General features: G+C 44.4%; 13 protein-coding genes and 1 tRNA gene. 12 read left to right on the plus strand and 2 right to left on the minus strand.

Going from position 1 to position 11,447, the window contains the following annotated elements; translation table 11 throughout:
- Window positions 1-30: 30 nt before the first annotated feature.
- Window positions 31-107 (plus strand) — tRNA-Trp (locus OH461_RS00005).
- A 209-nt stretch (window positions 108-316) separates the two neighbouring features.
- On the opposite strand, the gene OH461_RS00010 is transcribed toward OH461_RS00005, so the two are convergent.
- Window positions 317-1,789: a phospholipase D family protein gene (locus tag OH461_RS00010; protein WP_270018634.1), complete on the minus strand. Its 1,473-nt coding sequence runs from the start codon at window positions 1,787-1,789 to the stop codon at window positions 317-319.
- Window positions 1,790-2,028: 239 nt separating this feature from the next.
- Window positions 2,029-2,832, minus strand: a complete 804-nt coding sequence (suhB, locus tag OH461_RS00015) for an inositol-1-monophosphatase (RefSeq protein ID WP_270018635.1) — start codon at window positions 2,830-2,832, stop codon at window positions 2,029-2,031.
- Between the two features lie 176 nt (window positions 2,833-3,008).
- Between suhB and trmJ the strand changes: the two genes are divergently transcribed.
- From trmJ to ndk, 11 genes are all read left to right on the plus strand, one after another.
- The gene (gene trmJ / locus OH461_RS00020) at window positions 3,009-3,737 is read left to right on the plus strand and encodes a tRNA (cytosine(32)/uridine(32)-2'-O)-methyltransferase TrmJ (protein ID WP_270018636.1); all 729 of its coding nucleotides are present in this window, start codon (window positions 3,009-3,011) and stop codon (window positions 3,735-3,737) included.
- Between the two features lie 115 nt (window positions 3,738-3,852).
- Window positions 3,853-4,356 (plus strand): Fe-S cluster assembly transcriptional regulator IscR, encoded by a 504-nt coding sequence (gene iscR, locus OH461_RS00025; protein WP_270018637.1) that lies wholly within the window; start codon window positions 3,853-3,855, stop codon window positions 4,354-4,356.
- A 30-nt stretch (window positions 4,357-4,386) separates the two neighbouring features.
- Complete coding sequence (locus OH461_RS00030; RefSeq protein WP_270018638.1) at window positions 4,387-5,601, plus strand: IscS subfamily cysteine desulfurase; 1,215 nt, start codon at window positions 4,387-4,389, stop codon at window positions 5,599-5,601.
- 50 nt (window positions 5,602-5,651) lie between these two features.
- Window positions 5,652-6,032, plus strand: a complete 381-nt coding sequence (gene iscU, locus OH461_RS00035) for a Fe-S cluster assembly scaffold IscU (protein ID WP_270018639.1) — start codon at window positions 5,652-5,654, stop codon at window positions 6,030-6,032.
- A gap of 69 nt (window positions 6,033-6,101) precedes the next feature.
- On the plus strand, window positions 6,102-6,425 hold the full coding sequence (gene iscA, locus OH461_RS00040; protein WP_270018640.1) for an iron-sulfur cluster assembly protein IscA: 324 nt from the start codon (window positions 6,102-6,104) through the stop codon (window positions 6,423-6,425).
- Window positions 6,426-6,480: 55 nt separating this feature from the next.
- A complete protein-coding gene (hscB, locus tag OH461_RS00045; protein ID WP_270018641.1) occupies window positions 6,481-6,996 on the plus strand; it encodes a co-chaperone HscB in 516 nt (171 codons plus the stop codon).
- 20 nt (window positions 6,997-7,016) lie between these two features.
- Complete coding sequence (gene hscA / locus OH461_RS00050; protein ID WP_270018642.1) at window positions 7,017-8,870, plus strand: Fe-S protein assembly chaperone HscA; 1,854 nt, start codon at window positions 7,017-7,019, stop codon at window positions 8,868-8,870.
- Window positions 8,871-8,882: 12 nt separating this feature from the next.
- On the plus strand, window positions 8,883-9,221 hold the full coding sequence (gene fdx, locus OH461_RS00055) for an ISC system 2Fe-2S type ferredoxin (protein WP_270018643.1): 339 nt from the start codon (window positions 8,883-8,885) through the stop codon (window positions 9,219-9,221).
- A gap of 25 nt (window positions 9,222-9,246) precedes the next feature.
- On the plus strand, window positions 9,247-9,441 hold the full coding sequence (gene iscX / locus OH461_RS00060) for a Fe-S cluster assembly protein IscX (RefSeq protein ID WP_270018644.1): 195 nt from the start codon (window positions 9,247-9,249) through the stop codon (window positions 9,439-9,441).
- Window positions 9,442-9,659: 218 nt separating this feature from the next.
- Window positions 9,660-10,946: an aminopeptidase PepB gene (pepB, locus tag OH461_RS00065; protein ID WP_270018645.1), complete on the plus strand. Its 1,287-nt coding sequence runs from the start codon at window positions 9,660-9,662 to the stop codon at window positions 10,944-10,946.
- A 71-nt stretch (window positions 10,947-11,017) separates the two neighbouring features.
- A complete protein-coding gene (gene ndk, locus OH461_RS00070; RefSeq protein ID WP_270018646.1) occupies window positions 11,018-11,443 on the plus strand; it encodes a nucleoside-diphosphate kinase in 426 nt (141 codons plus the stop codon).
- Window positions 11,444-11,447: the final 4 nt, after the last annotated feature.

Genomic DNA, 11,447 nt, shown 5'->3' on the forward strand with positions numbered 1-11,447 from the left:
CCGAGAGTCGTCTCATTAAACACGAACAACAGGGGTGTAGCTCCAATTGGCAGAGCAGCGGATTCCAAATCCGCGTGTTGGGAGTTCGAATCTCTCCACCCCTGCCATATACTAAGCCTCAGCAGTAATGCTGAGGCTTTTTTGCATCTGTTGCTTTTACAAAGCAAGTGTTGGGAGCTTGTACGCAAGCCCGGTCGAATCTTCCACCTGCATCGACAAACAAATGGCGAGTACTAAGTACTCGCCATTTTTAACGAAAGAAAGCAACGCGCTTGGATCTCTCTGATCATCGCTGCCTTCATTTTTCAGTCATGATCTAAAGAATATTCTTAGGTACTATTCTTCGCATCTTTACTTTAATTTGCTTTAGCAAGCTAACCTCGCTATCGGGATTAAAGTCTTCACTGATACGCCATGCGTTCTCTGGTGCCATCTCGATGTTCAACGAGGTATTTAGAATCTCGGTAATTTTCGGCGAGTGTATAATGGCAAAACTTTCTGTGTTTAAGTTGGCACTTCGAGGGTCAAAATTGTAGGTACCGATGACAGATATTTTATTGTCTATCGACATCGTTTTAGCGTGTAAACCGAATATTGGAGTTGTAGGTAAACGTTTGAACATGTGTTCTGTCATCACTCGCTGTCTTATCTTTGCATCGGGTTTGAACTCATAAATTTCGACTCCTGTATCCAATAATGCGGAGCGATTTCGCTGATAGCCACTAAATGCTTCAAGGTTATCGTTGGAGGCAAGGCTATTAGTGAGGATTTTTACGTTAATTCCTTTATCTACGAGACGCTTAAGGAACTGACGATCTGCTTTTGTCGTCACTAAGTAGGGAGTCTGAATTAAAATACTTCTTTCTGCTTTTTCAGCGAGATCGGCCAGTTTCTTTTGAGTAACACTACCTCCACCCAAGAATGAACTCTGATCATTTTTACCAGGGTGGTCTGAAATATACTCCACTTGTTCAATGAACTGGAAGCGCCCTTCGGCTATCAAATGATTGAAAGTATCGGGAACTTTTTGGATTTCTGCACGTATCTCAGGATGAAAGTTTTCTGGGTTGCACGCATAGGAATGCAATCGAGAAAAGTCTGGATTTTTAGGGTAGGGATTACTATCAATTAGTCTGTCTACGTCGACGCTTAGGTCACTGTTCCAGTACTGTTCAAAAGAATGCTCAACATCAGTCACGACTTTTCCTGCTAAGAATACATCTCTATCTCTGAAGTTATATTCGTGGTCAAACCCGAAGTATTCATCGGCGACATTTCTACCGCCGGTAATCGCGACTTTTCCATCCACTAGAAAGACTTTGTTGTGCATTCTTTGGTTCAAGCCATGGAAGTCAGTCAGCACCACCCCAAACTTATTTATTATGTTCTTACCAATGTTTACATTGGGGTTGTAGATTTTTATCTCGATGTTTTCATGTGCTGATAGCATCAAAAGCTCATCACCTTTCGCATCTAGCATAATGTCGTCTATTAAAACCCGAACCTTTACACCTCGCTCCGCTGCGTGGACAAGATAGTCTGTGGCAATAAGCCCGATATTATCAACTGAGAATATAAAATATTGAATATCAATAGTGTGCTCAGCTCTTTCTGTTAGCCAAGCTCTAGACATCATCGCTTCAGCTCCTTGCTCTAGCACATAGATGCCTGTTTGATCACTAAGATGTGATTGGTATGGTTCTAGAAACAGAGATAAGGGTTTCACTTGATGTTGTGGGATAGCATCACAATAGTCTTTGTCAGATAACGGGACACTATCTGGAGTCATATCGCAGCCAACCAACAATAGGCTGAGTGAGCATAAAAGAGGAACTGTTTTCTTCATCGGGTCAGCGGGGAATTATAAATTGTTCATAACTTATACACTAACCACTGATTTATATCACCAATTTTGCCTAGCGAGTATGGAGAAGCAGTCGAGTAGAGCTGTGTAATGTTTACTCGATACAACAAAAAAAGCCCCGCTCATTGAGCGGGGCTTTGTATATTCAGCTGTGACGGAGCTTATTATTTTAGGATAGCTTCGTTACCGTTTTCACGGATGTGCTTAAGAAGACCTTTAACACCGCGAGCGCTTGAAGCTACAACGTTGCCAGACTTCATGTACTCAGTACCGCCAGCAAAGTCAGTTACGATAGCGCCTGCTTCACGAGCGATAAGTTCACCTGCTGCGATATCCCATGGCTTAAGGCCAAGCTCGAAGTAACCGTCAACGCGGCCAGCTGCTAGGTAACATAGATCTAGAGCAGCAGAGCCAGTACGACGGAAGTCAGAGCAGTCTACGAATAGAGAAGACATGATCTTGAAGTAAGATTCAGAGTGTTGCTTCTGCTTGAATGGGAAACCTGTCGCTAGAACAGTACCTTGAAGGTCTTTAAGTTGCTTAACGCGAATACGAGCGTTGTTTAGCTGAGCGCCAGCGCCGCGTTGTGCTGTGAATAGTTCGTTTAGCATTGGATCGTAAACACACGCAACCTCTGTTTTGCCACGGAAGCGAACAGCGATTGAAACTGAGAAGTGTGGTAGACCTTTAACGAAGTTGGTAGTGCCATCCAGTGGGTCGATGATCCATTGTACTTCTTTATCTTTACCTTCGATAACGCCATTTTCTTCAGCAACGATACAGTGCTCTGGGTAAGACGCTTTGATTGTATCGATGATGATAGCTTCCGCTTCTTTGTCTACGTTTGTAACAAAGTCGTTTACGCCTTTCTGAGTAGATTCGATCTTCTCAGCATTTTCTAAAGATTTAGCAATATGGTTGCCAGCTTTTCGTGCAGCACGAATAGCGATATTAAGCATTGGATGCATACTAATTTCCCAACGGATGTTAAAGAACAGAAAAACGAGCGCGAGTATAACAGAATAAATGGCAAATGGAAGTGGCTAATTATTGCACTATTAACGGCTTTAACGTAAAGGCAAACACCATTTCTATTTTCTATGTGTTAATATCTCGCAGCTCTATTTTGCTACAGGTTTATTACATGCTTAACAACGTAAAAGTGGTTCTGGTTGGAACATCGCATTCAGGAAATATTGGCTCTGCAGCTCGTGCTATGAAAGTGATGGGCTTTACAAATATGGTGCTAGTTGATCCGCAATGTGAAGTTGACGGTCAATCCATTGCCTTAGCAGCTGGCGCTGCGGATATCGCGCAGAATGCTCAGGTTGTAAGTACGTTAGAAGAAGCGGTAGAGGATTGTTCTTTAGTCGTTGGCTCGAGTGCTCGCTCTCGTACACTAGAGTGGCCTATGTTAGAGCCTAGAGAGTGTGGCGAAAAGTGTGCTCAAGAAGGTTTAACAAGTAAGGTTGCGATTGTATTTGGTCGTGAGCGTACTGGGTTGACCAATGAAGAGCTACAAACGTGCCATTATCATGTTTGTATTCCTGCTAACCCAGAGTATAGCTCTCTAAACTTAGCGATGGCCGTACAAACTATCAGTTATGAAATCCGTGTTGCGCATTTAGAGCAAGAAAAAGCACTGCACCCAGAGCAGAAACCAGTTGAGTATCCTAGACATAAAGAACTAGAAATGTTCTTTGATCACCTTGAAAAAGTGATGGTTGATACCCAGTTTATTTCTCAGGAGCAGCCTGGAAAAGTCATGAACAAGATGCGCCGCCTATTTAGTCGAGCACGACCAGAGCTGCAAGAGATCAATACGTTGAGAGGCGTATTAACTGCTATTGAAAAGAAGATTGGTAGTCGATAATTACGATTTTAGTCAGTGACTTAATACCTGACTAATTTAGTCAAATAAATACTTGACCATTTTAGTCAGGTATGAAAAACTTCATACCACATAAATGATGTGGATATGGTGTTATATGAGACTTACATCTAAAGGAAGATATGCAGTTACAGCTATGCTAGATGTGGCTTTACACTCTCAGCAGAATCCTGTACCGCTAGCCGACATTTCAGAGCGACAAGGAATCTCACTTTCGTATTTAGAACAGTTGTTTTCTAAGTTACGTAAAGCAGGGTTAGTTGCTAGTGTTCGTGGCCCAGGTGGCGGTTACCGCTTAGGTGCTGATGCACACACAATTGCAATAGGAACAGTGATCGCGGCCGTTGATGAGTCCGTAGATGCGACTAAGTGCAATGGGAAAGGTGACTGTCAAGGTGGCACGCGTTGTTTAACGCACACCTTATGGCGTGATTTGAGCTCACGCATTAGCGACTTTCTCAACAACATCACTCTTGGCGAGTTGATGAAAGATAACGAAGTATTAGAAATTTCAGACCGACAAGACATCGATCTTGCGGTTAACCATGGCCTCGCAAATCATACAAATAAAGCGGTTGTGGGTTTAGACGTCCGCTCTTAAGCGGTCAGCAATGTTACATTGGAGTAGAGAATGAAACTGCCGATTTATCTTGATTACTCGGCAACTTGTCCGGTTGATCCGCGAGTTGCTGAAAAGATGGTTCAGTACATGACGATGGATGGAACGTTTGGTAACCCAGCGTCCCGTTCACACCGTTACGGTTGGCAAGCCGAAGAAGCAGTAGATAATGCTCGTGAGCAAATCGCGGATCTGTTAAACGCTGACCCAAGAGAAATTGTGTTTACATCTGGTGCAACTGAATCAGATAACTTAGCAATTAAAGGTGCGGCACACTTCTATGCGAAGAAGGGTAAGCACGTAATTACTTGCAAAACAGAACACAAAGCTGTGCTAGATCCATGCCGTCAGTTGGAACGTGAAGGTTATGAGGTAACTTACCTTGAGCCGGAATCTAACGGCCTTATTGATCTAAATAAGCTTGAAGCGGCGATGCGTGATGACACAGTACTTGTCTCTATCATGCACGTGAATAATGAAATTGGCGTTATTCAAGATATCACTGAGATTGGCGAGCTTTGCCGCTCTCGTAAGATTGTGTTCCATGTCGATGCAGCGCAATCAGCAGGTAAGATCCCGCTAGACGTTCAAGAAATGAAAGTGGATCTAATTTCGCTTTCAGCACACAAAGTATACGGCCCGAAAGGTATCGGTGCTCTGTATGTTCGTCGTAAGCCTCGTATTCGTCTTGAGGCTCAAATGCACGGTGGTGGTCATGAGCGTGGTTTCCGCTCTGGCACACTAGCAACTCACCAAATCGTGGGTATGGGTGAAGCATTTGCAATCGCAAAACAAGATATGCAAAAAGACTTTGACCATGCGCTAGCACTTCGTAACCGTCTGTTTGAAGGTGTAAAAGACCTTGAAGCAGTAACGGTAAACGGTGATTTTGACCAACGTGTACCTCACAACCTTAATATCAGTTTTGCATTCGTTGAAGGTGAATCATTACTAATGTCTTTGAAAGACTTAGCGGTTTCTTCAGGTAGTGCATGTACTTCTGCAAGTCTAGAGCCTTCGTATGTACTTCGTGCATTAGGTCTAGATGATGAGTTAGCGCATAGCTCAGTTCGTTTCTCATTCGGTCGTTTCACGACAGAAGAAGAAGTGGATTACGCAGTAGAACAAATTCGTACAGCAGTAACTAAACTGCGTGACATGTCTCCTCTATGGGATATGTACAAGGAAGGAGTTGATCTAAGTACGGTTGAGTGGGCACACCACTAAACCCTAGATCACTCTAATGATGTGTAGGTAGAGGATTCGAGGTAAAGACAATGGCATACAGTGAAAAAGTAATCGATCATTATGAGAACCCACGTAACGTAGGTTCATTCGACAAAGAAGATCCAGCAGTAGGTAGCGGCATGGTTGGCGCTCCAGCTTGTGGTGACGTAATGAAACTTCAAATTAAGGTAACACCAGAAGGTATTATTGAAGATGCGAAGTTCAAAACATACGGCTGTGGCAGTGCAATCGCTTCTAGCTCGCTTGTAACTGAGTGGGTTAAAGGTAAGAGCATTGAAGAAGCAGCAGCAATCAAAAATGCTGAAATTGCAGAAGAGTTAGAGCTTCCACCAGTGAAAGTTCACTGTTCAATTCTTGCTGAAGATGCAATTAAAGCAGCAGTTGCTGACTACAAGAAGAAACATCAGTAAACTCTCTTTGTCATTAATGGGAGCGAAGTGCTCCCATTTCATTCATAACCAGAACTATCAGGGTGCAGTATGGCCATCACATTAACAGAAGCAGCAGCAAGTCGCGTCAGTGCTTTCCTAGCAAATCGAGGGAAGGGCATCGGACTACGTCTTGGAGTTAAGACAACAGGCTGTTCCGGTATGGCTTATGTGCTTGAATTTGTAGACGATCTAAATGAAGAAGACGAAGTGTTTGATCATTCCGGTGTGAAGATCATCATCGATAAGAAGAGTCTTGTTTACTTAGATGGCACCGAGCTAGATTACGTTAAAGAAGGCTTGAACGAAGGTTTTGAGTTCAACAACCCAAATGCGAAAAGTGAATGTGGTTGTGGTGAGAGCTTCAACGTCTAACGATTGCTCTCCTGCTGACTCTTGGTAGGAGAGATGACCAAGGACCAGAATAATCATGAACCACTTTGAATTATTTGGGCTACCAACTCAGTTTAAGCTGGATGGTAGCCTTCTTTCTTCTCAGTTCCGTGAACTGCAAAAGCGTTTTCATCCCGATAATTTTGCTACGGCATCTGAGCGAGATCGCCTCATGGCGGTACAGAAAGCCGCTCAGATCAATGACGCGCACCAAGTTTTAAAGAACCCTATTTCTCGCGCTGAATACCTACTTGCAGAGAATCAAGTAGAGATCCGTGGTGAACAACAAACAATGCAAGATCCGATGTTCTTAATGGAACAAATGGAATTGCGAGAAGAACTCGAAGAGATCCCATCGAAAGGCGAGCCTGAAGCTGCTTTATTTGACTTTGATGGCAAAGTATCACGCATGTACAAGCAGCAACTACAAACAGTAGAACAACAACTTAACGATGCTCTGTGGTTGGAAGCGGCAGACAGCGTTCGTAAACTAAAATTTATTGCCAAACTAAAAAATGAAATCGAGCTAGTCGAAGATAAGCTACTCGGTTAATTCCAGAGCAAGGATTAACAATGGCATTACTCCAAATTGCAGAACCGGGCCAAAGCTCGGCACCTCATGAGCATAAACTTGCCGCAGGTATCGATTTAGGAACAACTAACTCGTTAGTTGCTTCCGTTCGCAGTGGTAACGCAACCACGTTAGCTGATCAGCAAGGTCGTAGTATTCTTCCTTCCGTTGTCCATTATGCAGCGGATTCTATTGATGTCGGTTATACGGCTCAAGCGCATTCAGAAACGGATCCGACTAACACAATTATTTCGGTTAAGCGTCTTATTGGTCGCTCGTTAAAAGACATCCAACAGCGTTACCCATCACTGCCTTATGCATTGAAAGAGAGCGATAACGGGCTGCCTATTTTGCAAACCGCGAGTGGTGATAAAAACCCAATCGAAGTGTCGGCTGATATTCTAAAAGCCTTAGGTCAGCGAGCAGAACAAACACTTGGTGGTGAACTTGCAGGTGTCGTTATAACCGTTCCTGCCTACTTTGATGATGCGCAGCGTGCTGGCACAAAAGATGCCGCTAAGTTAGCGGGTCTGCATGTATTACGTTTACTAAACGAACCAACAGCAGCAGCTATTGCTTACGGCCTAGACTCTGGTCAAGAAGGTGTTATCGCGGTGTATGACCTTGGTGGTGGTACGTTTGATATCTCTATTCTTCGTCTTTCAAAAGGGGTGTTTGAAGTATTAGCCACTGGCGGTGATTCTGCTCTAGGCGGCGATGATTTCGACCATCTATTGGCTGATCATGTTCAAGCTAAAGCGGGTATCGAGCAAGCACTCAGTGCAGAGCAGCAACGTATCCTTCTTAATACCGCTTCACAGACGAAAATCGCGTTCTCAGAACAAGACTCTGTTTCTGTTGACGTTCTGGGTTGGCAAGGTGAAGTGACTCGCGAAGAGTTTGAAGAGTTGATTCGCCCGTTGGTGAAGAAAACCCTGATGTCTTGTCGCCGTGCTTTGAAAGATGCGGACGTTGAGTTAGACGAAGTGAATGAAGTGGTGATGGTTGGTGGTTCAACTCGCACACTTTTGGTTCGTGAAATGGTTGGTGATTTCTTTGGTCGTACGCCGTTAACGAGCATTAACCCAGATGAAGTTGTGGCGATTGGCGCAGGTATTCAAGCGGATATTCTAGCGGGTAACAAACCAGACTCTGAAATGCTGCTTCTCGATGTGATTCCACTGTCACTTGGCATTGAAACCATGGGCGGTTTGGTTGAGAAAATCATTCCTCGTAACACGACTATTCCGGTGGCACGTGCACAAGAGTTTACAACTTTCAAAGATGGTCAAACAGCAATGACGGTTCACACTGTTCAAGGTGAGCGTGAAATGGTGGATGACTGTCGCTCATTGGCACGATTCTCTTTGAAAGGGATTCCGCCGATGGCTGCAGGTGCGGCGCATATTCGCGTCACATACCAAGTGGATGCCGATGGTCTACTATCTGTAACCGCAATGGAAAAGAGCACCGGCGTACAATCAGAGATTCAAGTTAAGCCTTCTTACGGCCTAAGCGATGATGAAGTAGCAAACATGCTACGTGACTCGATGACCTATGCTAAAGAAGACATGCACTCGCGCGCACTCGCAGAGCAACGAGTTGAAGCGGATCGTGTGATTGAAGGCTTAATTGCAGCGATGCAAGCCGATGGCGATGAGCTGCTATCAGAGCAAGAAAAACAAGATTTACTAGCCGCAATCGAAGCTCTGATTGAGCTGCGTAATGGCGACGATGCTGATGCGATTGAAGTCGGCATTAAACAGACGGACAAAGCGAGCCAAGATTTCGCGTCACGCCGTATGGATAAATCAATTCGAGCAGCACTTGCTGGTCAATCTGTAGATAATATTTAAGAGTTGGAAGCTATGCCTAAAGTTATTGTATTGCCACACGATGAGCTGTGCCCAGAAGGCGCAGTGCTTGAAGCCGCAACAGGTGAAAGCGTATTAGATGTGGCGCTTAAAAATGGTATTGGGATTGAGCATGCGTGTGAAAAATCTTGTGCATGTACGACATGTCACATCGTAATTCGTGAAGGCTTCGACTCGCTTGAAGAGAGCGATGAGCTAGAAGATGACATGCTAGATAAAGCATGGGGTCTAGAGCCTGAATCACGTTTAGGTTGCCAAGCATTAGTCGCGGATGAAGATTTGGTTGTAGAGATTCCGAAGTATACGCTTAACCACGCATCTGAAGACCACTAAACAATTCAAATAAAGGGAGTGAGCAATGAAATGGACGGATTCGCGCGATATTGCGATTGAACTGTGTGATAAGTTTCCTGATGTTGATCCTAAGACGGTACGTTTTACCGATTTGCATCAATGGATCTTAGAGTTAGAAGACTTTGATGATGAACCAAATCGCTCTAATGAGAAGATCTTAGAAGCGGTGATCCTAATGTGGATGGATGAGGCAGATTAATCTGCTGAGACAAATTCTACGCAGTTAACAAAATTTAGTAAAACTAACGGGCCAAGCGGCCCGTTTTTTTATCCAATTGACATTTTTCACTGACAAAATGCTAACATCAAGCAATATGCTTAAGTGGTCGAAATACTTCTAAAATCGCATTTTAAAGATTACTTGAGTATATAAAACAAAAGGCGTAGGCAGCGCCATGATTCAGACAAGGAGAAACCATGTCTACACAGATGTCGGTATTTTTAAGCCAAGATGCAGCGGCTCCTCAATGGGGTGACAAAGCGATTCTTTCATTTGCTGAGCAAGGCGCGACGATTCACCTAGGTGAAGGTCACGATCTTGGTGCTATTCAGCGAGCTGCTCGAAAGCTAGATGCGCAAGGTATTACGCAAATCTCATTACAAGGTGACAGCTGGGATCTAGAAAGTGTTTGGGCTTTCCACCAAGGCTACCGCGGCCCTAAAAAGCAAAACCAACTTGAGTGGGTAGCGCTAGAAGAAGCTGCGCAAACAGAACTGGAAGCTCGCATTAAAGCAACGGATTTCACGCGCGATATCATCAACAAAACCGCTGAAGAAGTCGCACCGCGCCAATTGGCGACAATGGCCGCTGAGTTTATTAAGTCTGTTGCGCCTCAAGGTACTGTGACGGCTAAGATCGTTAAAGACAAAGATTTGCTAACCGAAGGTTGGGAAGGTATCTACGCGGTAGGCCGTGGCTCTGAACGCACTTCTGCAATGCTGCAATTAGACTTTAACCCTACTGGTGATGAAAATGCACCGGTTTATGCGTGTCTAGTGGGTAAAGGTATCACTTTTGACTCTGGCGGTTACAGTCTAAAACCATCAAACTTCATGACTGCGATGAAAGCAGATATGGGCGGCGCAGGTACGATTACTGGTGGCCTAGGTCTGGCAATTCTTCGTGGCCTTAATAAGCGTGTTAAGCTAATCCTTTGCTGTGCAGAGAACATGATTTCTGGTCGAGCGCTGAAGCTTGGCGACATCATCACTTACAAAAATGGTAAGACAGTTGAAATCATGAATACTGACGCTGAAGGCCGTTTGGTACTGGCGGATGGTCTTATCTACGCAAGTGAGCAAAAGCCTGAGCTTATCATTGACTGTGCGACACTAACCGGTGCGGCGAAAAACGCACTAGGTAACGATTACCATGCATTAATGAGCTTTGATGAAGAGCTATCTCATCAAGCGCTGACTTCTGCTCGTGAAGAGAAAGAAGGTTTATGGCCACTACCATTAGCCGATTTCCATCGTGGTATGTTGCCATCGAACTTTGCTGATCTGTCTAACATCGGCAGCGGTGATTACTCTCCTGGCGCAAGTACGGCAGCTGCATTCCTTTCTTACTTCGTTGAAGATTACAAGAAAGGTTGGTTGCACTTTGACTGCGCTGGTACTTACCGTAAGTCACCATCAGACAAATGGGCAGCAGGTGCGACTGGTATGGGCGTACGTACCCTAGCTCGCATTTTGACGCAATAAACAGAACAACAGAATGAGCAGCGTTTAGACTGCAATTAAGATAAATATTAAGAGAAGTAGAAGGAAACCTTATGGCTCTAGAGAGAACATTTTCCATTGTTAAGCCTGACGCGGTAAAGCGTAACTTGATTGGTGAAATATACAATCGCATTGAAAAAGCAGGTTTGAGTGTAGTGGCGGCTAAAATGGTTCATCTAACCGATGAACAAGCGAGTGGCTTTTACGCTGAACATGAAGGTAAAGAGTTCTTCCCATCACTCAAGGAGTTTATGACTTCTGGTCCGATCATGGTGCAAGTGTTGGAAGGTGAAGATGCGATTTGTCGCTACCGTGAACTGATGGGTAAGACTAACCCAGAAGAAGCGGCATGCGGTACGATTCGTTCTGACTACGCATTAAGCATGCGTCATAACTCAGTGCATGGCTCAGACAGCCCTGCATCGGCGGAACGTGAAATTGCTTTCTTCTTCCCTGAGTCTGAGATTTGTCCTCGATAACTCT

The sequence above is a fragment of the Vibrio sp. LaRot3 genome (genome assembly GCF_027587025.1).
GTDB lineage: Bacteria > Pseudomonadota > Gammaproteobacteria > Enterobacterales > Vibrionaceae > Vibrio.

Coding starts and splice junctions, on each gene's coding strand:
- hscA (WP_270018642.1), top strand. CDS start 7,017: ATGGCATTACTCCAAATTGCAGAACCGGGCCAAAGCTCGGCACCTCAT.
- iscX (WP_270018644.1), top strand. CDS start 9,247: ATGAAATGGACGGATTCGCGCGATATTGCGATTGAACTGTGTGATAAG.
- iscU (WP_270018639.1), top strand. CDS start 5,652: ATGGCATACAGTGAAAAAGTAATCGATCATTATGAGAACCCACGTAAC.
- trmJ (WP_270018636.1), top strand. CDS start 3,009: ATGCTTAACAACGTAAAAGTGGTTCTGGTTGGAACATCGCATTCAGGA.
- suhB (WP_270018635.1), bottom strand. CDS start 2,832: ATGCATCCAATGCTTAATATCGCTATTCGTGCTGCACGAAAAGCTGGC.
- OH461_RS00010 (WP_270018634.1), bottom strand. CDS start 1,789: ATGACTCCAGATAGTGTCCCGTTATCTGACAAAGACTATTGTGATGCT.
- hscB (WP_270018641.1), top strand. CDS start 6,481: ATGAACCACTTTGAATTATTTGGGCTACCAACTCAGTTTAAGCTGGAT.
- fdx (WP_270018643.1), top strand. CDS start 8,883: ATGCCTAAAGTTATTGTATTGCCACACGATGAGCTGTGCCCAGAAGGC.
- iscR (WP_270018637.1), top strand. CDS start 3,853: ATGAGACTTACATCTAAAGGAAGATATGCAGTTACAGCTATGCTAGAT.
- OH461_RS00030 (WP_270018638.1), top strand. CDS start 4,387: ATGAAACTGCCGATTTATCTTGATTACTCGGCAACTTGTCCGGTTGAT.
- iscA (WP_270018640.1), top strand. CDS start 6,102: ATGGCCATCACATTAACAGAAGCAGCAGCAAGTCGCGTCAGTGCTTTC.
- ndk (WP_270018646.1), top strand. CDS start 11,018: ATGGCTCTAGAGAGAACATTTTCCATTGTTAAGCCTGACGCGGTAAAG.
- pepB (WP_270018645.1), top strand. CDS start 9,660: ATGTCTACACAGATGTCGGTATTTTTAAGCCAAGATGCAGCGGCTCCT.